The sequence below is a fragment of the Actinophytocola sp. KF-1 genome (assembly GCF_054661535.1).
The window spans coordinates 324,626-343,977 of the sequence record NZ_BAAFVK010000005.1; the positions used below are offsets into that span (position 1 = coordinate 324,626).

Consider the following 19,352-nt stretch of genomic DNA (forward strand, 5'->3'; position numbering starts at 1 on the left):
TCAGGCCGCCGTGTCCGTGCGCTTCATCGTGAGCGCGCCGGAGAGTGCGCGCAGCACCAGCGCCTGGTGTTCCCGGAAGTAGAAGTGGTCACCCGGGAACATGCGCACCGTGATCTCCTTCTCGGCGTGGCGCTGCCAGGCGAGCATGGCGTCCGGCGCGATCGCGTCGTCCTGGCCGCCGAACACCGTCAGCGGCACGTCCACCGGCTCGCCCGGGCGCCATTCGTAGGTCTCCAGGACCCGGTAGTCCGCGCGCAGGCACCGGGCGGCGATCGCCTTCAGCTCCGGGTCGCCCGCGACCTCCGGCGGGAGGCCGCCGTGCCGCCTGCCGACCTCGGCGACCAGCTCGTCGTCGGGCAGCTCGTGCAGCGGCGGCTCGGTGCGCCGCGTCGACGGCGCCGGGAAACCGGAGACGACGAGCTGGTCCGGCAGGCGCCTGCCTGCCCGCGTCAGCGCCCTGGTCACCTCGTACGCGACGAGCGCGCCGAGGCTGTGGCCGAACACCGAGTACGGCCCACCTGCCGGCACCGCGTCGACGATCGCCTCGACCAGCTCGTCCATGCCGGTCAGCGGGGTCTCGGACAGGCGGGTGCCGCGCCCCGGCAGCTGCAGGGCGTGGAGCTCGACCGCCGGGAGGTGCCGCGCCCACCGCACGTACTCGGCGGCGGACCCGCCGCCGTGCGGGAAGCAGAGCAGGCGCGGCCGCCCGGGTCGCGCCGGGCCGTGGACGAACCACCGGCCCGCCGCCCGCGTCACCGCGGGCCCCCGACCGGCTCGACCGCGCCGAGGTGGGCCACCACGGCGTCGATCGTGGGGTTGGACAGGATCTCGACCGGCCGGACCTCGCGGCCGAGCAGGGCCGAGAGATCCGCGGCCAGCACCAGCGTGTTCGCCGAGTCGATGCCGAGCCCCTCCCACGGGGTGTCCGGATCGACCTCCGTCCGGTCGATGTCGAGCACGTCCGCGACGAAGTCGACGAGCCAGTCCCGCAGTTCCGGGGTGTCTTCGGTGCTCACCTCGTCATCTCCTCCGTGTCGGGGAGCAGCTCCGACGGGCCGAGGACCCGCTCCAGGTGGCTGTCGAGCAGTTCGACGGTCGGGTGCTCGAGCACGGTCGCGACCGCGACGGTGATCCCGAACGCCGAGGAGATGTTGGCGACCAGCCTGGCCGCGAGCAGCGAGTCACCACCGGCCTCGAGGAAGTCGTCGGCGAGGTCGGCGTGGGCCAGACCGAGCACCGAGCACCAGATGTCGACGAGCTTGCGCTGCCGGTCCGTGCGCGGTGGTTTCGCCGGCCTGCCCCGGTTGTCGGCCCGGCCGCGCGCCTTGGCGAGGGTGGCGCGGTCGACCTTCCCGGTGGCGGTGAGCGGGAGCTCCTCGATGGCGTGGACGCTGCTCGGCACCATGTGCTTCGGCAGCCGGTCGCCGAGGAACGCGCGCAACCGCTCGCCGTCGAAGCGGCGGCTCTCGTCCGGCGCGTGCGCGACGATCACGTCGAACCCGATCGCGGCCATCCCGCTGTCCGGCGGGGTCAGCACGGCAGTGCCCGTGAAGCCCGCCCGCTCGAGCTCGGCGCGCCAGGCGGCGGAGTCCAGCAGCGGGTGCGCGGTACGCAGGTCGAGGTCCTCGTAGCCGTCGAACCCCTGCTGCAGCCCCATGGTGAGGTCGAACCAGTCGTGGAACGCCGTCTGCTCGACCAACAGCAGCAGCCCGCCCGGCGCGAGCACCGAGCGCAGGTTGCGCACGGCGCGCCGGATCTGCTTCGCGTCGTGCAGCATGCTGCCCGCGACGACGAGGTCGAACGCCCTGCCGTCGAAGCCCTGGAGGTCGGCGGACCGGTCGACGTCGAGGATGCTGTAGCTGACGAACGGGTAGTCGGCGAACTGCTCGCGGGCCCGCTCGGTGAAGTAGGTCGAGATGTCGGTGAAGGTGTACTCGGTCCGGTCCGGCAGCACCGGCAGGACGTGCTTGGTGAGCATGCCGTAGCCGGCGCCGACCTCCAGGACGCGCAGTGGTTGGTCCTCCGGCCACGACGCCACGACCCGCCGCACCGCCTCGGCCGCGGCCTGGTGCACCGACCCGAACAGGTGGTCGTACACCGCCGGGGTGCGGTCGTTGGCGTACAGCTCCGCCGAGTGCATGTCCTGCGTGAGGATGCCCGTGAGGTTCGCCGCGATCGTCATCAGCCAGTCGGTGAGGTCGGCGGGCACGTCGAGGGTGTCGTGCAGGATCCGGTGCGTGTCCGCGGCCAGTTCCGGCACGGTCCGGCCCTCGGTGCCGCGGCGGCGCAGCGCCTCGACCATCCGGTGCAGCCACCGTTCGTACCGGCCCGCGACGCCCGCGGTCCGCAGGATGACCGGGACGTCCGACGCCGTCGGCACGCCGGGCACGCCGAACCGGCGCAGCGCCGAGGTCGCGGCGGCGGCGTACACGTCGTCCAGCTGGCGCCAGGCCGCTTCGAGCGTGGCGGCGGACGGGCCGAACGCCGGGAGCGGCCCGTCGGCGAGCGCGCGCCACCGGCGGGCGGACTCCTCGGGGTCCGCGACGTCCGTGCTGTACAGGGAATCCGCGTCCCCCGTGTCCTCTTCGGACGCACGCGCGGGCACGACGAAGCCGAGCAGCCTGGTCCCACCGTCGTCGTCGGACTTGACGGCGACCGCGCGGTCCACACCGGGGTGCTGCGCCAGCGCGAACTCGATCTCCCCGAGCTCGACCCGGTGCCCGCGGATCTTGACCTGCCCGTCGCGGCGGCCGAGGAACTGGATGACGCTCCCGGGCAGGTAGCGCCCGAAGTCACCGGTGCGGTACAGCCGCACGCCGCTCACCGGGTGCCGGACGAAGCTCGCCGCGGTCTTCACCGGATCCCGCCAGTAGCCGCGGGCCAGCCCGGCGCCCTCGATGTACAGCTCCCCCGGCACCCAGTCCGGGCACGGCTTCATGCTCGCGTCGAGCACGTGGAACCGCTGGTTGCGCAGCGGCACGCCGTAGGGGATGCTCGCCGTGCCCTCCGGCACCTCGTCGACCCGGTGGTAGTTGGACCAGATCGCCGCCTCGGTGGCGCCGCCCATGCTGATCACGACGGCGTCCGGCCACAGCGCGTGGATCCGGCCGGGCAGGTCGACCGGCACCCAGTCGCCGCTGAGCAGGACCAGCCGCAGCCCGTCGGGGACGTCACCGACCGTCTCCAGGTGGTCGGCCAGCATCTGCATCTGCGCGGGCACCGAGTTCCACACGGTCACGCCGTGACGGCGCATCATCTCCGCCCAGTGCGCGGGCTCGCCGGCCTGGTCCGGGTCGGGCAGCACGAGCGTGGCGCCGACCCCGAGCGCCCCGAACAGGTCGTACACCGACAGGTCGAAGCTCAGCTCGGCGAGGCCGAAGACCCGGTCGCCCTCGGTCACCCCGAACCGCGTGCTGATGTCGTCCACCGTGTTCAGCGCCGACCGGTGCTCGATCATCACGCCCTTGGGCCTGCCGGTCGAGCCGGACGTGAACAGCACGTAGGCGAGGTCGGACGGCTCGGCGGTGCTCGCGGAGGGCGGCGCGGCCCGCTCGTCGAGGCGGTCCACCGGCACGATGGTGGTGCCGTCGGCCCAGTCGTACTCCTCGGCCAGCCGGGCGGTGGTGATCACCGTCGTCGCCTCGCCGTCCGCGAGGATCGCCTGCCTGCGGTGGGCGGGCAGTCCGGCCCCGGCGGGCAGGTAGGCGCCGCCCGCGAGCAGGACGCCGTACGCGGCGGCGACCTGGTCCGCGCTCTTGTCCAGCGTGATGCCCACCAGCCGGTCGCGCCGCGGGAGGTCGTCGCCGTCCTTCAGGATCGCGTCGGCCACCGCGTTGGCACGGCCGAGCAGCTGTCCGTAGGTGAGTGTCTCGGCCGTCGTGACGACGGCGGGACGGTCGGGGTGTTGCCCGGCGCATAAGAGGAACGGCTCGTGTAACAGACCGTCCGGCAGCGGGCCGGCGGTCCGGTTGACCTCGTCGCGCCCGGTGAGCTGGTAGCGCGGCGGCAGGACGCGCTGGTCGGCGTCCCAGTCCGCGTCCTCGGCCGCCAGCCGCTCGACCAGCCCGGTGTAGGTCGCGAACATGTCGTCGAGCAGGTTCTCCGGGAACAGCTCCTCGACGACGTCCCAGGTCAGGTCGAGCGAGCCGGTGATGTCCAGCACCTGGTGGTCGAGCCAGACCTGGGGGGTCTGGCTGATCCGGTAGGTGATGTCGCCGAAGTAGTCGCGCGGCCCGGTGACGTCGGCGACGGTGCCCAGCCCGCTGGTGAACACCACCGGCATGGTGCCGAACGTGCTGTCGAGCCCGAGCCTGCGCCGTTCCCGCAGCGCGTGCAGCGCGCTGACGTGGCGGTGCCGGAGGTCCTGGCCGAGCTGGCCCTGGGTGCGCCGGACCCGCTCGTCGAACGTGCCCTCGGCGGTGTCGACCTCGAGCAGGCAGATCGAGGTGAAGTCGCCGACGACCCGGCGCAGGTGCGGGTGCAGTCCCCGGTGGCCGTCGCCGTCGGGGTTCAGCAGCAGCGGGAGCCGGTTGAACAGCGTCAGGTTCAGCGTGAACCGCAGCGAGCCGCTCCACGCGGCGAGCACCTCGGAGAAGGCGGTCGCGAGCACGGCGGTCGGGGTCAGCCCGCGTTCCTCCGCGCGGTCGCGCAGCCGCTTCCAGTCCTCCGCGTCCAGGTGGAACTCCCGGTGGGTGAACCGCGGCCGGTGCACGGCGACCGGCGAGCGGTCCAGCGGCAGGTCCGGTGGCGGCGGCAGGGTCCGGGCGCGGGACGTCCAGTACTCGCGGGCGCGTTGCGCGCGCGGGGCGCCGGCATTGCGTTCCAGCGCGAGCACGTAGTCCCGGAAGGTCACGTCGATCGGCGGCAGCTCGTGCGCCGGGTTCTGGCAGAGCGTCTGCCACTCGCTGAACAGCACCGCCACGCTGGCCAGGTCCACCATCAGCAGGTCGAGGCTGATGTGCAACCGGTCCCACCGCTCGAGGCGGGTGATGCGGATGTCGAACAGCGGCCACTCGGACGCGTCGTACACCCGGTGCGACATCTCGTCCCGGATCGCGGTCAGCCGCTCGTCGGCCTCCTCCTGCGACGCCGTGGCGAGGTCGACGACCTCGATCTCGAACGGCGGCACGTCCGGCAGCACGTGCTGGTTGCCCTCCCCGTCGACGACGGCGCGGAGCATGGCGTGCCGGGCGATGACGCGCTGCCACGCCGCGGTGAGCACGCGCTCGTCCAACCGCCTGCCTTCGAGCTCGAAGTACGCGTGCGGCGCGACGTTGCCCAGCACGAAGTTCGGACCGCGGCCAACCCAGTAGGCGTACTGGATCTCGGTCAGGGGGAATGTGTTGTGGTCATCGGGTCCTCCGTCGCGCTCGGGGCCGCTCTGCGTCATGGGTCCGCCTTCCAGCTCGAGCCGTGTGACACGCAAGCCAGCTTTGTGGGTGGGCGGGTGGTGAGCATCTTCGACGTTGCCACTCACCTGGACAGCACGGCGGGAGAAGACGAACGCCCGCGGATCCGGTGTGCTGGGGTCATGTGCACGGTGGCAGAAGCAGAAGACTTATGACCGCACAGGCGGAACACGACGTCATGACCGACCAGGACCGGCCGAGGTTCGTGGTCTTCGACCAGCTCGACGAGCGCGTGCTGCGCTTCCGCCCGGGAGCGAAGTGGAGCACCCCCGGGCCGGGCGTGCTGCCCGCGTCCATCGCGGACATGGACTTCCCGGTGGCGGAGCCGGTCATGGCGGCACTGCGCCGCTACCTCGACATCGGCGACTTCGGCTATCCCAGCTGGCCGGACGGCAGTCCACTCCGGACCGCCTTCGCCCATCGCATGCGGGAACGCTACGGCTGGTGGGCGGAACCCGCGCACGTCCGCGAGTTCACCGACGTCACCAACGCGGTGCGGGTGACCCTGGAGCTCTGCTCGGAGCCCGGCGACGGCGTCGCGGTGCACACGCCGGTGTTCGGGCCGTTCACCCAGCTGATCGAGCGGCTGGGCAGACGCCCGGTCTCGCTGCCGCTGATCGACACGGACCAGGGCTGGGTGTTCGACGCCGACGACTGCGCGCGGCGCGTCGCGGAGTCGGGTTGCCGGGTGCTGCTGCTCGTCAACCCGCACAACCCCACCGGGCGGGTGTTCACCCGGGACGAGCTGCTGGCGATCGCGGAAACGGCGGACCGCTACGGCCTCGTCGTGATCTCCGACGAACTGCACGCCGACCTCACCTACCCGTCCCACCACCACGTGCCGTTCTCCTCGCTCGACCAGGAGGTCGAGGCGAGGACGGTCACCATGTACGGGGCCAGCAAGGCGTTCAGCCTCGCGGGGCTGCGCTGCGCCGTCGGCCACGTCGGGGTCGAGGCGATGCGGCGGCGGCTGGCGGAACTGCCGCCGGGGCCGAGTGTCAACGTGCTCGGCATGCGCGCGACCCTCACCGCGTGGACCGAGTCCGACAGCTGGCTCGCGGCCACAGTGGACTACCTCGACGCCAACCGGCGGCTCGTCGGCGAGGTCGTCGCCACCCACCTGCCCGAGGTGCGCACCCACCTGCCGGAGGCGACCTACCTGTCCTGGCTGGACTGCCGCACCCTCGGCGGTGTCCAGGACCCGGCCGCGTTCTTCCGCGACCACGGGCGGGTCGAGCTGAGCCCCGGCAGCAACTACAACCCCGGCGGGGACGGGTTCGTGCGCCTCAACTTCGCCACCGCCACGCCGGTGCTGCGGAAGATCCTGGACCGAATGGTCGATTCGGTCGAGAACGCACGACGGCTGGTGAGCTGACGGTGGTCGCCGTGTGCCCATTGAAGGGAAGCCAAGCATGACCATCCAGTCGTACGGGATGTTCTGCGGCCTCGCGAAAGCAGTCGAGATCATCGGCTCGCGGTGGTCGGTGACCATCATCCGAGACCTCATCCTGGGCCCGAAGCGGGTCGCCGACCTCCGGGAGACGACCCCGGGCATCTCCAGCGCCGACCTGGACGCGCGGCTCGACGAGCTCGAGACCGCGGGCGTCGTCCACCGCGGCGGCCGGGACGACCGGGCCACCGTCGAGCTGACCGGCTACGGCCGCGACCTCGAGCCGATCCTGCTCCAGCTCGGCCGGTGGGGCGCGCGGGCGCTGGGTGACCCGCGCCCCGGCGACATCTTCACCCTCGACATGGCCATCCTGGCGCTGCGCGCCACGTTCCGGCCGGAACGCGCGGCCGGTGTGCACGCGGGCTTCGAGCTGTGGTTCGGTCCGATGGTCGTGCACGCGCTGGTCGACGACGGTGCGCTCACCGTCCGCGAGGGCACGCTCCCCGGCGCCGACCTGGTGATCAACTCACCGGTGCTCAAGCACATGATGGCAGGCGAGCTGAGCCCCACCGACGCGTTGTGGCTCGAACTCGTGGAGACCAAAGGCAATCCGCGCCTGCTCAGCACCTTCGTCGAGCTGTTCCACATCCCGCCCGCGCCGGAACGGCCCGCGTTCGCGCTGTCCGAGGGGCGGGCCGGGGCATGATCGAGGACTGGGACCGGATCGCCGACCCGCTGCGCACCGCGCGGACGATGCTCGACGGCTTCACCGATCTCCCGGTCGTCGACTGCGGACCGGTCGGCGACGCCGGCGGGCGGCTGCGGGCGATCTACGGGATGACCACGACGGAGTCGAGCTTCAAGTCCATCCTCGGGTTCGGGATCCTGTTGCTCGCCTACGAACGGGGCCTGCTCGAGCGGGGCCAGACGGTGATCGAGTCCACGTCGGGGTCGCTCGGCGTGAGCCTCGCACTGGCGGGCAAGGTCCTCGGCAACCCCGTCGAGCTGGTCACCGACCGCAACATCCCGGCGGTCACCCGGCGCAAGATCGAGCTGCTCGGCGCCCGGCTGCACTTCGTGAGCGGGCCGCACCCCACCGGTGGCACGCAACAGGCACGCGTCGAGCTGCTGCACGACCTGCTGTCGGCCCACCCCGGCATGCACTGGACCGACCAGAACGACTCCGACCTCAACCCGGCGGTGTACCGCCGCTGGCTGGTGCCGAAGGTGCTGCCGAAGCTCGACCTGGACTGGATCGACGCCGCGATCTTCGTGGTCGGCACCGGCGGGCACTTCTCCGGTCTCGCCGGCGCGTTGCGTGCCAGGGGAATCCCCTGCTACGTGGCCGATCGCGTCGGCTCCGCCACGTTCGGCGGCACGCCGGGCCCGAGCGTGCTGCGCGGCATCGGCAACCAGAACTCGGTGCCCGAGGTGATGCGGTCGGCCATGCACATGGTGGAGGACGTCTACTACGCCACCGACGACGAGGCGGCCGAGGGCGTCCGCGAGCTGGCCGCCCGGGGCATCCACGTCGGCGGGACGTCCGGCATCGCCTTCCAGGGCGCGGCCAAGCTCGTGGCGAGCACCAGGGCGCGCAACGTGCTGACGTTCTTCCCGGACCGGGGCGACCTCTACGGCGACCTCTTCCTCGGTTCGTCCACTGTGGAGCACGCATACCCACGGGCGGTCTGAACGCCCGGACCACCGCGGCCGCCGGCGTCCCCCGAGGACGACGGCGGCCGTGCTCGTGTGCCCGGAACACGCGGCACCACCTCGCGCATGACCGGAGATGCGGCGGTGAACCGGCGGGTGTGATGCTGAATCGCGGCACGAGCGTGGCACCTCACGCTCCACGGTTCCCGCGGTCAGCACACGAGACGGAGGCCGAGCGGGGAAATGGCACTCGACTCGAACGGTACCCGTAGCGCCACCTCACCGGCACAGGACGGTTGGTGGTATCTGTCGCAAGTGGACGACCAGGCGCCGGTGCGCAGGCTCGCCCACCGGGTCACCGGCCCGCTCGACCTCACCGCCCTGCGCGACGCGTGGCGCGTGCTCGTGGCGCGGCACGACGCGCTGCGCACGACGCTGCCCGCGCCCGGCGGTGTCCCCCAGCGCTGGGTCAGCGCCGAGGCGGCCACCGATCCGCGGGTCCTGACCGGCGCCGAGCCGCCCATGCCCACCGTGCGCCCCGACGAGGGACCGCTCGTCCGGCTGACCGCCGTCGTGCTCGGCCACGACGAGCACCTGCTGGTGCTGGACGCCCACCGCGCCGTCGTCGACCACGAGTCCGCGGCCATCCTGCTCACCGAGCTGTCCACGTGCTACGCCGCGGCCATCGCCGGCGCGCGGCCCGCACTGCCCGCGCTGCCCGCCACCCGGCACGCGGACTTCGCGCAGTGGCAACGGGATCGCGGCGAGGGCCCGGGGGCGCGCGACGCGCTGGACTGGTGGGCCGCCGAGCTCGCCCCGCCGCCCCCGCCGCTGCACCTGGCGACCGACCGCCCCCGGCGGGACGGCCCGGTGAGCCCGGGCGGTGTCCTCGAGTTCACGTGGGACGGTGTGGGCGCCGCGGTGTCCGTGCTGGCCGCTGTCGAGCACACCACGGACGACGTCGTGCTGCTCGCCGCGTTCCAGGTCCTGCTGCACCGGCTCAGCGCCGCGGAGCGCGTGGCGGTCGGCACGCCGGTGAGCATCCGGCGACCCGACGAGACGGGCCGTGTCGGCGTGTTCGAGAACCTCGTCGTGCTCGGCGCGGGCTTCGCGGACGACCCGGGGTTCGGTGAGCACCTGCGCCGGGTCGCCGACGCGGCGCGCACCGCGCGCGCCAACGCGGCGGTCCCGTTCGACCGCGTCGTGCGGGCGGTGCGACCGGAACGGGACCCGCTGCGGACACCGCTCGCGGACGCGGTGCTGGTGTACGCGACCCGGACCGCGCCTCGCCTGGTGGGCACCGAGGTCCGCGCCGTCGTCGCGGAACACACGACGGCGCTCGCCGACCTCGCGCTGACCGTCCACCCGGACGAGGGCGCCGACGGCGCCATCACCGGTTCGCTGACCTACCGGACGAGCCTGTTCGACCGGGACTCGGCCCGCCAGCTGCTCGACCAGCTCCACACCCTCCTCACCGCGGCGCTCGACCGGCCGTCGCTGCCGGTCGGCGAACTGCCGTTGACGCCGCCGGAACGACTGCTCGCCACGACCCGCGCCGCGGACCTGACCCCGGCCGCGGACCCCGGCACCACGGCGCCCGCGCGGGTGCACGCGTTCGCGCGACGGCACCCGGACGCACCGGCGGTCGTCCTCGACGGCACGACGGTGAGCTACGGCGAACTGGTCCGCGCCGCGGCCGCGGTCACCGGCGCGCTGCTGCGCCACGGTCTCGTCGACGGCGCCGCGGTCGCGGTACGGCTGCCCCAGGGACCGCGGCAGGTCGCCGCGCTGCTCGGCGTCCTCGACGCCGGCGCCCACCTGGTGTGCCTCGGCACCGGCGACACGGGCGAGCGCGGCCGCGCCGTCCTCACCGACCTGCGGCCCGCGTGCCTGCTGGCGCACGGCGACACCCTGGACGACGACCTCGCCCGCTGGTTCCGCGACGAACTGGGTGGCCTGGTGCTCGACGCAGGCAACCTCGGCGAGCCGGGCACGGTGGCGCCCGCACAGGCCCGGCCGGACGCACCCGCCTACGTCGCGTACACCTCCGGGTCGACCGGCCGTCCCAAGGGCATCCCCACCACCCACGCGAGCCTCGCCCAGTTCGTCGGCTGGTTCGCCGCCGAGTTCGGCATCGGCCCGGGCTCCCGGCTCGCGCAGTGGGCCGCCGCGGGCTACGACGCGAGCCTGGTCGAGACCTTCGCCGCGCTCACCGCGGGCGCGACGCTGTACCCGGTGCCCGACCGGATCCGGGTGCACCCGGAGCGGCTCGCGGACTGGCTGGCCGACGTGGCGATCACGGTGTTCCAGACCGTGCCGTCCTTCGCCAGGGAGGTCCTCAAGGCCGTCGCCGCCCGGGACGTGGCAGGCGAACAGGGCCCGCTGCCCGCACTCGACCACCTCCTGCTGGCGGGCGAGGCGCTGCCCGGCGAGCTCGCGAACACGGCACGCGCGACGCTGCCGTCGGCGCGGCTGGTCAACCTCTACGGGCCGACCGAGACGATCCTCGCCACCTGGCACGAGGTCACCGGCGAGGCCGAGGGCACGGTGCCGATCGGCGGGCCGATCCCGGGCAGGCAGGTCCTCGTCCTCGACGACCAGGACCGGCCGTGCCCCACCGGGGTCACCGGGCACATCGTCGTGCTGAGCCCGCACGTCACCGCCGGGTACACCGGCGCGGCGGCGGGCGAGCGCACGGCGTTCGCACCACCGCGCGCGCCCGCCGAGCACGGCATCGCGCCCGTCCGGTGCTACCGGACCGGCGACTTCGGCAGGCGCCGGTGGGACGGTGCGCTCGAGTTCCTCGGCAGGCGCGACCTGCAGGTGAAGTTTCAGGGTGTGCGGGTCGAGCTCACCGACATCGAGTCCGCGCTCGCCGGGTGCGAGTCCATCGCGGAGTGCGCGGTCGTCGCGGTCAGCAACGCCGAAGGGCTGGTGACCCGCCTCGTCGCGCACGTCGTGCCGGTGCGGGACGAGACCGGCGCGGCACGTGGTTCCGCCAAGGACTGGCGCGCCGTGCTGCAGGCCAGGTTCGGCCGGTCGAAGTACTCCCTGTCGTTCCACACCATGCTGGGACTCCCCCGCAACCTCGGCGGCAAGGTCGACCGGCGCAGGCTGCCGGTGCCCACCGCCCGCCCGGCGCCCGCCGGCACCGCGGCGTCCGACGTGGACGAGGTGCTCGCCGGCGTCTGGTCCGCCGTGCTCGGCACCGCGCCCGCGAGCGCGGACGAGAACTTCTTCGCCGCGGGCGGCCATTCGCTCCTCGTGCCCGTCCTGCTCAGCCGGGTGCGCGAGCAGGCGGGCGTCGCCGTGTCGCCGCGGGAGTTCCTCGCCGACCCCACGATCGCGGGCCTCGCGGCCCGGTCCGGCTTGCCGAACGGAGTACAAGCAGTTCCCGAAACCAGGATTGGGTGAAAAACCGTGGCCCTTGTTGACAACACGACGCCGTCGCTGGAGTTCGACGGCTACAAGCTCGATATCGCAGGCGTCCGTCGGGTCGCGGAAGAAGGGGCGCCGGTGAAGCTGGCGCACTCCGCCCTGGACCGGGCCGCGAGCAGCAGGCGCATGTTCGAGAACACCGTGCGGGACGGCGTCCCCGTGTACGGCGTGACGACCGGCTACGGCGAGATGATCTACATGCTGGTCGACCTGTCCAAGGAGACCGAGCTGCAGACGAACCTGGTCCGCAGCCACAGCGCGGGCGTCGGCCCGGTGTTCGCCGAGGACGAGGCGCGGGCGATCGTGGCCGCCCGGCTCAACGCGCTGGCCAAGGGTTACTCCGCGGTGCGGCCCGAACTGCTCGAGCGGCTGGCGCTGTACCTCAACCTCGGCATCGTCCCCGCCATCCCGGAGATCGGTTCGCTCGGCGCGAGCGGCGACCTCGGCCCGCTCGCGCACATCGCGAGCACCGTCATCGGCGAGGGTTACGTGCTGAGCGACGGCGGCACCACGCCCACCGGCCCGGTCCTGGCCGCGCACGGCATCACGCCGCTCGACCTGAAGTTCAAGGAGGGCCTGGCACTGATCAACGGCACCTCCGCGATGACCGGGCTCGGCGCGCTCGTCGTCGGCCGCGCGCTGGACCAGGTGCGGCAGGCGGAGCAGGTCACCGCGCTGGTGGTCGAGACCATGCAGGGTTCCACCAGCCCGTTCCAGGCCGAGGGCCACGACATCGCCCGCCCGCACCGCGGCCAGATCGACAACGCGGCCAACATGCGGGAACTGATGCGGGGCAGCGCGCTCGCGGTCGAGCACGCCGACCTCCGCCGCCAGGCCAAGGAGCAGCAGACCGACGGCGACGTCTCGCGCACCGACGTCTACCTGCAGAAGGCGTACACGCTGCGCGCGATCCCGCAGGTCGTCGGCGCGGTGCGGAACACCCTGTACCACGCGGCGGAGACGATCGAGACCGAGCTCAACTCCTCGAACGACAACCCGCTTTTCTTCGAGGGCAAGGAAGTCTTCCACGGCGCGAACTTCCACGGCCAGCCGGTCGCGTTCGTCCTGGACTTCGTCACGATCGCGCTCACCCAGCTCGGCGTGTTCTCCGAGCGGCGCACCAACCGGCTGCTCAACCGGTACCTGTCCGGCCTGCCCGAGTTCCTCGTCGCCGACAACCCCGGCCTCAACTGCGGGTTCGCCGGTGCGCAGTACCCGGCGACCGCGCTGGTGGCGGAGAACCGGACCATCGGCCCGGCCAGCACCCAGAGCGTGCCGTCCAACGGTGACAACCAGGACGTGGTCAGCATGGGCCTGATCGCGGGCCGCAACGCGCGCCGCGTGCTGTCGAACAACACCTACATCCTGGCGGTCGAGTTCCTCGCCGCCGCGCAGGCGGTCGACGTGTCCGGGCGGTACGCGCAGCTCAGCCCGGCGTCGAAGCTGACCTACGACAAGATCCGGTCGCTGGTGCCGACCCTGGAGCAGGACCGGTACATGGCCGACGACATCGAGCGGGTGGCGGCCGCCATCGGCGCGGGCACGTTCCTGTCCGCGCTCGACGGCACCGGCATCCAGCTGCGCTGATCCCCGGTGGCCCGCCGGCCCGGTGCGGGCCGGCGGGCCACCACTACCGAAGGATGGTGAACGACCGTGCCCCGGTTCGACGGAACGTCCCGCGCGGCGGCCGACCGCGACGACGCGCGCAACCCCCTGCCCCCGGTGAGCCTGGTCGAGGAGCGGCTGCCCTACCCACAGGCCAACCTCGCCCGGGGAATCGTCTGGGCCGACATCCTCGCCGACATCGCCGCGGACGAGGAAGCCCGCCGGCTGCGTGACGCCGCGTAGCGGACGACCGCACGACGACACGGTCCCGCATCCCGTTCCGGGGTGCGGGACCGTCGTCGTGTGCGGGTGGGGTAGCGGAGGTTGGTCTCTTCGCCGGAACCGCGTGCGACCGAGGTGCGGTGCCGGCGCCCCGCGAAGGGCGGAACCTTCGGCGGCATCAGGCGGACATGACCATCGCCTGCGCCGCGCCCGCCATGAGCACCATCGCCAGTGCGCAACCGCCCAACCGCTCGCGCCAGCCGGACCGGGCGACGGTGAACCACGCCAGTGCGACGAGTGCGACCACCACGCCCGTGTGCAACGCCGTCTCGGTGCGCGCCGGTTCGGCGCGGACGAGCCACGCCCGTGCGAACAGGCCGACCGCCGCGACGGCGGCGGGCCAGAAGATCCACGGCGCGAACCGGCGCGCCAGGTCGACGGCGGGCGTGAACCTCGGGTCGCGGGACCGCACGAGGTAGAGGGGCAGGACGAGCAGCGCGAGCACCAGCGGCACCAGCCGCTCCGACAGGTCCAGTCCACCGGAGAGCAGCAGCTCGAGCACCACCGCGCCGCAGGCCGCCGCGATCACCGCGGTCCTCGTCCGCTGGTCGGGTTCGGCGAGAAAACCCCGCAGCAGCGCGAAACCCGCGACGACGGGGATCGCCGCGAGCAGCGCCATCCGCAGCACGGTCGGGCCGATGCTCACCCCCACGGTGAGCACATGGCCGTGCCCGCCGCCCTGCGCGAGCAGGACGGCGGGCGTCAGTTCGGCGAGCACGTCAGGCGCTCGCGACCGCCGGCACGCACGAGCACCGCAGCGGCCCGGCCTCGACCTGTTCCTCCCTGCGGTGGTAGAGCATCGCCACCACCATGGGGACGAACACGATGGCGTTGTAGAACAGGTGCAGCTCCACCCTCGGGAACGCGAGCTGGGCGATGCTCGTCGGCACCTTCGCACCCAGCAGGTACGCGCCCGTCAACGCCTGCACCAGCAAGAGGAAGTGCTCGAAGTGGTGCCACACCTGGATCCACATGGCCGCGTTCCACCATGTCCTGGACCGCCCGGTGAACCCGTGCCGCAGTGTCACGAAGCCGACCAGCATGACCACGGCGAACCCGTAGTGCAGCCACTCCGACTTGACCAGCCACGGGTAGAACAGCCCGAGGACACCGCCTGCCTGCGGACGCGGCCAGCCGAGCACGTAGATCTGGAACGCCTGCGCGAGGTGCTCCGCCCAGTGGGCGAGCACGACCACCATGAAGACCATCAACGTGGCCTTGTGGTAGCGCGTGTTCAGCAAACCGCCAGGTCCCATGCTCGGGCCCCTTTCCGTTCGTGGTCGCATCAGGTGAGCACCCTGGGCGTGGCGCGCTCTGGCGCGGGCAGCCTCGGGAGCTGGAACATCTCCACGAAACGGCCCAGCAGCGCGGGATCGCCGTCGACGAGCACCTGCCCGGTGGCCAGCACCTCGGCCGCGGTCACCTGGCCGTTCCACAGGTCCAGGAGTGCGGATCCCATGTCCAGCACGGCATCCGCGCCGGGCCACGGCCCGGCGCCGACCGCGAGCACGCCGTCGACGACCCGCGCGTTGACCACGCAGCCCGCGACGTGCAGTTCGAAGCTCACCCGCGTGTCCCGCGCCATCTCGGGCAGGAAGGTCGCCTTCAGCGCCACCAGGAGCGAGGACTCGGTGACGATGTCGTCGTGGCGCGGCAACGCCAGGGCGAGCGCGCCCCACCTTCCCAGTTCCAGCACCGCGTCCTCCACCGCATGGCCGTAGGCGGTGAGCTCGTACCGTTCCTGTGCTGGATCATCCGTGCCGGTGGCGTCGACGTCAACCTGCCGGACCACCCCGACGAACGCCAGTTCCTTGAGCCGCCTTGACAACAGCGCAGGCGACATCCTGGGCAGTCCCTCGGTCAGCTCCGCGACGGACTTCGGTCCCAGGATCAGATCCCGGATGATGTGGAACCCCCACCGCTCCCCCACCATTTCGGCGGCCATGGACACGCCGCAGAACTGGCCGTATGTGCCGCGCAGCGCGCTCTGCAGGTCGGCGAGCACCCCCTCGAGCCGCATGGGGTCGGTCCCGCTTGTCGTAAACGTGAAGGCGTCGCTGGAAATCGTCAGATGATCGCCATCGACGATCACTTTCCAGGGCGATTCGCTCATGGCCCCGCGTCCAATCTCTTCCACTCACCGCACGCGGAAACCGAAGGGGCCCTCGTTTCGCGCCAGTGGGCGACGGTCGATACCTGTTGTCCCATCGTCCTGGGCGGCGGCGTCCAACCGCATCTCCGGACGTGCCCTGGCCGCCCCGGAGGCATGGTCACGTTGCGTGAGGCAAATCCGAAATTGCGCATATCTACCGGTTCAGTGCGATTGTGAGCTACTCTCGACCAAAGTGGTAACTGTCGTTAGCCATTTGGGTGACCGCAGGTGAGATCGACACGGGCGCGCTTCCGGGCGATGACTCGATGTGCGCGCCACGACCGAGCCTGCTTTTCAGGGGGTGGCGCTCGTGTTACGGCTCCTGGGCCCGTTGGAGCTGTCCAGCGGCGGTCAGGAATACGACCTCGGTGGGCCGCGGCAGCGGGTGGTGCTCGCGATGCTGGCGCTCAACGCCAATCGCATCGTGCCGCTCGAGTCGCTCATCGACGCCGTATGGGACACCACACCGCCGACGACCGCGCGCGCACAGGTGCAGATCTGCGTCTCCGCACTGCGCAAGATCTTCGTCGAGGCCGGGGTCCCGCTGCACATCAGGACCCGCTCCCCCGGCTACCAGCTCGAGGTGCCGCCCAACCAGCTCGACACCGAACAGTTCGCCGAGCTCGTCAAGGCTGCGCGGGCGCACGCCGACGCGGGCCGCGACTCCGAGGCGGTCGCCACCCTGCGCACCGCGCTCGGGCTGTGGCGCGGCGCCGCCCTCGCCGACCTGCACAGCGAGCTGGTGCGCCGCGGCGCCGACCAGCTCGAGCACGCCCGGCTGGCCGCCGTGATGGAACGCGTCCAGCTCGACCTCGCGCTCGGCAGGCACGAGGCGACGATCGGCGAGCTGACCGCGCTGGTCGAGGAGCACCCGTTGCGGGAACGGCTCTACGAGTTCCTCATGCTCGCCCTCTACCGCTCCGGCAGGCAGGCCGAGGCGCTGGAGGTGGGCAGGCGGGCGCGCAGGACCCTGGTCGACGAGCTCGGCATCGAGCCGGGCACGTCCCTGCAGCGGCTGGAGACCTCGATACTGAAGCGGACGCCGGAACTGGACCTGGCGTCGACCGGCGCCGACCCGGCGCCCGCGGGCACCATCGCGGCGCCCGAGCCGCCGGTGGTGATGCCGCGCAGGCTGCCCGCCAGCATCGCCGACTTCACCGGCCGGGAGGAACAGCTCGCCGCGATCCGCGGGGCGCTGTCCGGCGGCGACCCGGACACCCGGTTCGGCATGCGCATCGTGGCGATCTCCGGGAAGGGCGGCGTCGGCAAGTCCACGCTCGCGATCCGCGCGGCCCACGAGCTGCGCGACGTCTACCCGGACGGCCACCTCTACGCCGACCTGGAGGCGCCGTCGGGCACCGGCCGGGTGCAGGACGTGCTCGACCGCTTCCTGCGCGCCCTCGGGGTCGACGGCTCCACCGTGCCCGCGGACGTCGAGGAGAAGGCCGACATGTACCGCAGCAGGGTCGCGAACCTGCGGGTGCTGGTCGTGCTGGACGGGGCGCGGTGGGAGGACGAGATCGTCCCGCTGCTGCCCGCGGGGCCCGGCTGCGCGGTGATCGTGACGAGCCGGTCGCCGCTGTCGGGCCTGCCCGGCGCGGCGCTGATCGGCATCCACCCGTTCGACGTCGACCTGTCGCTGAAGATGCTCGCCAAGATCATCGGCACGGACCGGATGTCCGCCGAGCACGAGGCGGCGGTCGAGCTGGTCGACTTCTGCGGCCGGCTGCCGCTCGCGATCCGGATCGCGGGCGCCCGGCTCGCCTCCCGCCCGCACTGGCGGCTCGACGTCCTCGTCGCGCGGCTGCGCAACACCGCCCGCAGGCTCGACGAGCTGACCTACCACGGGCTGGAGCTGCGCTCGAGCATCGGGCTGACGTACCGGGTGCTCCGCGAGGACGCCAAGGCGCTGTTCCGGCTGTTCGCCCTCATCCCCACCCCCAGCTTCCCCGGTTGGACGGCCGCCGCGCTGCTGGACAGCAACCCTTTCGACGCCGAGGAGGTCCTGCAGCAGCTCGTCGAGGCCCAGCTGCTCGACACCGTCGCCTACCCCGGCGAGCACCCGCGCTACCGCTTCCACGACCTCATCCGGGTGTACGCCCACGAGCGGCTGCTCGAGGAGAACTCCGACGACGACCGGCACGCGGCGATCGTCCGGGTGGTCGGCGCGTGGCTCGCGAAGGCGGAGACCGCGCACCGCAAGCAGTACGGCGGTGACTACACGGTCCTGCACGGTGCCGGGCCGCGCTGGCACCCGCGCGACGAGGCGGACCACGAGACCACCGACGTGCTCGCCAACCCGATGGAGTGGCTGGACGCCGAACGCCGGTCGCTGGTGGCGGCCGTGCACCTCGCCGCCATGGTGGGCGAGGACGAGCTGTGCTGGGACCTCGCGCTGACGTCGGTGACGTTGTTCGAGGTGAAGGGCCACTTCGACGACTGGCGGGAGACCGCGCAGGTCGCGCTCGAGGCCACCACCCGGGCGGGCAACCGGCGCGGCCAGGCCGCGATGCGGTACTCGCTGGGATCCCTGTCGCTCTCGCAGCGCCGCCTCGCGGACGCCGAGGAACACTTCGCGGCGGCGCTGGAGATCTTCCGCGCCGACGGCGACGCGCACGGCTGCGCGCTGGTGCTGCGCAACGGGGCCGTGGTCGACCGGCTGCGCGGCCGCTCGACGGCGATGCTCGCCAAGTACCACGACGCGCTGCGGTTGATGCACCAGGTCGACGACCCGGTCGGCGAGGCGGGCATCCTCGCGAGCCTCGCGAAGCTGCGGATCGACGAGGGCGACACCGGGCGCGCGCGGGAGCTGCTCGACAAGGCGCTGGCGTGCGCCCGCCGGGCGGGATACCTGCGCGGCGAGGCGCAGGTGGTCATCCGGTTCGCCGAGCTGCACCTCGGCGAGAACCAGGTGAACGAGGCCCACCGCGCGTTCAACCGGGTGCTCCTGATCGTGCGCAACATCGGCGACCGCATCGGCGAGGCCCACGCGCTGTACGGGGTGGGCGTGGTGCGCCAGCGCGCGGGCAGGCTGGACAACGCGAAGGCGACCCTGCAGCACGCGCACTCACTCGCGCGGCAGGTCGGCGAACGCCTCATCGAGGCCCAGTCGCTGTACGCGCTGGGCGAGATCGCGCTCGCCAGGGGCAACAGCGGGGCCGGGCTGGTGCACCTCAACGAGGCGAAACAGCTGTTCGGCGAGTTCGGGTCGACGGTGTGGCACGCCAAGACGCTGATCCTCCTCTCCGACGTGCACCAGGGGGCGGGCAACCTCGAGCTCGCCAAGCGGGAGCTCCTCCAGGCCGAGGAACTGCTCGCGATGGCCGACTCGAAGGAGGCGGAGCGGCTGTCCTCGGAACTGGCCGCCGTCAAGGCGACGCTCTGGCCCGACGTCGACATCGACATCGTGAACAGCATGGGCTGA

Annotated in this window: 13 protein-coding genes; 7 read left to right on the top strand and 6 right to left on the bottom strand. The window is 72.4% G+C overall.

Going from position 1 to position 19,352, the window contains the following annotated elements; translation table 11 throughout:
• The 3 genes from ACYQ77_RS17520 to ACYQ77_RS17530 are packed head-to-tail and all read right to left on the bottom strand — an operon-like array spanning position 1 to position 5,389.
• Positions 1 to 756, bottom strand: a complete 756-nt coding sequence (locus tag ACYQ77_RS17520) for a thioesterase II family protein (RefSeq protein ID WP_459712525.1) — start codon at positions 754 to 756, stop codon at positions 1 to 3.
• Positions 753 to 1,016 (bottom strand): acyl carrier protein, encoded by a 264-nt coding sequence (locus tag ACYQ77_RS17525; RefSeq protein WP_459712527.1) that lies wholly within the window; start codon positions 1,014 to 1,016, stop codon positions 753 to 755. The genes ACYQ77_RS17520 and ACYQ77_RS17525 overlap by 4 nt, the downstream gene beginning before the upstream one ends.
• Entirely contained in the window at positions 1,013 to 5,389 is a 4,377-nt protein-coding gene (locus tag ACYQ77_RS17530) for a non-ribosomal peptide synthetase (RefSeq protein ID WP_459712528.1), read from the bottom strand. Before ACYQ77_RS17530 ends, ACYQ77_RS17525 begins: the two co-directional genes overlap by 4 nt.
• Before the next feature lie 170 nt (positions 5,390 to 5,559).
• Here ACYQ77_RS17530 and ACYQ77_RS17535 point away from each other — a divergent pair, with 170 nt between their 5' ends.
• From ACYQ77_RS17535 to ACYQ77_RS17560, 6 genes are all read left to right on the top strand, one after another.
• Positions 5,560 to 6,783 (top strand): MalY/PatB family protein, encoded by a 1,224-nt coding sequence (locus ACYQ77_RS17535; RefSeq protein WP_459712529.1) that lies wholly within the window; start codon positions 5,560 to 5,562, stop codon positions 6,781 to 6,783.
• 37 nt (positions 6,784 to 6,820) lie between these two features.
• On the top strand, positions 6,821 to 7,504 hold the full coding sequence (locus ACYQ77_RS17540) for a winged helix-turn-helix transcriptional regulator (RefSeq protein WP_459712531.1): 684 nt from the start codon (positions 6,821 to 6,823) through the stop codon (positions 7,502 to 7,504).
• Entirely contained in the window at positions 7,501 to 8,490 is a 990-nt protein-coding gene (locus ACYQ77_RS17545) for a PLP-dependent cysteine synthase family protein (protein ID WP_459712533.1), read from the top strand. Before ACYQ77_RS17540 ends, ACYQ77_RS17545 begins: the two co-directional genes overlap by 4 nt.
• A gap of 204 nt (positions 8,491 to 8,694) precedes the next feature.
• Positions 8,695 to 11,865 (top strand): non-ribosomal peptide synthetase, encoded by a 3,171-nt coding sequence (locus ACYQ77_RS17550; protein WP_459712536.1) that lies wholly within the window; start codon positions 8,695 to 8,697, stop codon positions 11,863 to 11,865.
• Positions 11,866 to 11,871: 6 nt separating this feature from the next.
• The gene (gene cmdF / locus ACYQ77_RS17555) at positions 11,872 to 13,476 is read left to right on the top strand and encodes a tyrosine 2,3-aminomutase (protein ID WP_459712538.1); all 1,605 of its coding nucleotides are present in this window, start codon (positions 11,872 to 11,874) and stop codon (positions 13,474 to 13,476) included.
• A 66-nt stretch (positions 13,477 to 13,542) separates the two neighbouring features.
• Positions 13,543 to 13,737, top strand: coding sequence for a hypothetical protein (locus ACYQ77_RS17560; RefSeq protein WP_459712540.1), 195 nt, complete (start codon positions 13,543 to 13,545; stop codon positions 13,735 to 13,737).
• 157 nt (positions 13,738 to 13,894) lie between these two features.
• Here the strand turns inward: ACYQ77_RS17560 and ACYQ77_RS17565 are convergent, their stop codons facing one another.
• Genes ACYQ77_RS17565 through ACYQ77_RS17575 form a run of 3 tightly spaced genes read right to left on the bottom strand, consistent with a single transcriptional unit; the run spans position 13,895 to position 15,796 of the window.
• Complete coding sequence (locus ACYQ77_RS17565) at positions 13,895 to 14,494, bottom strand: DUF6239 family natural product biosynthesis protein (RefSeq protein ID WP_459712542.1); 600 nt, start codon at positions 14,492 to 14,494, stop codon at positions 13,895 to 13,897.
• A gap of 1 nt (position 14,495) precedes the next feature.
• Positions 14,496 to 15,032 (bottom strand): hypothetical protein, encoded by a 537-nt coding sequence (locus ACYQ77_RS17570; protein ID WP_459712544.1) that lies wholly within the window; start codon positions 15,030 to 15,032, stop codon positions 14,496 to 14,498.
• Between the two features lie 29 nt (positions 15,033 to 15,061).
• Positions 15,062 to 15,796 carry a winged helix-turn-helix transcriptional regulator gene (locus ACYQ77_RS17575; protein WP_459712546.1) on the bottom strand — a complete coding sequence of 245 codons (735 nt, stop codon included), beginning with the start codon at positions 15,794 to 15,796 and terminating at the stop codon, positions 15,062 to 15,064.
• A gap of 442 nt (positions 15,797 to 16,238) precedes the next feature.
• Between ACYQ77_RS17575 and ACYQ77_RS17580 the strand changes: the two genes are divergently transcribed.
• A complete protein-coding gene (locus tag ACYQ77_RS17580; RefSeq protein WP_459712548.1) occupies positions 16,239 to 19,352 on the top strand; it encodes an AfsR/SARP family transcriptional regulator in 3,114 nt (1,037 codons plus the stop codon).

What these genes read in the sequence shown, in the direction of transcription:
- ACYQ77_RS17530 (WP_459712528.1), bottom strand. Translation starts at nt 5,389, where the DNA reads ATGACGCAGAGCGGCCCCGAGCGCGACGGAGGACCCGATGACCACAAC.
- ACYQ77_RS17535 (WP_459712529.1), top strand. Translation starts at nt 5,560, where the DNA reads ATGACCGCACAGGCGGAACACGACGTCATGACCGACCAGGACCGGCCG.
- ACYQ77_RS17540 (WP_459712531.1), top strand. Translation starts at nt 6,821, where the DNA reads ATGACCATCCAGTCGTACGGGATGTTCTGCGGCCTCGCGAAAGCAGTC.
- ACYQ77_RS17545 (WP_459712533.1), top strand. Translation starts at nt 7,501, where the DNA reads ATGATCGAGGACTGGGACCGGATCGCCGACCCGCTGCGCACCGCGCGG.
- ACYQ77_RS17550 (WP_459712536.1), top strand. Translation starts at nt 8,695, where the DNA reads ATGGCACTCGACTCGAACGGTACCCGTAGCGCCACCTCACCGGCACAG.
- ACYQ77_RS17570 (WP_459712544.1), bottom strand. Translation starts at nt 15,032, where the DNA reads ATGGGACCTGGCGGTTTGCTGAACACGCGCTACCACAAGGCCACGTTG.
- ACYQ77_RS17575 (WP_459712546.1), bottom strand. Translation starts at nt 15,796, where the DNA reads ATGCGGCTCGAGGGGGTGCTCGCCGACCTGCAGAGCGCGCTGCGCGGC.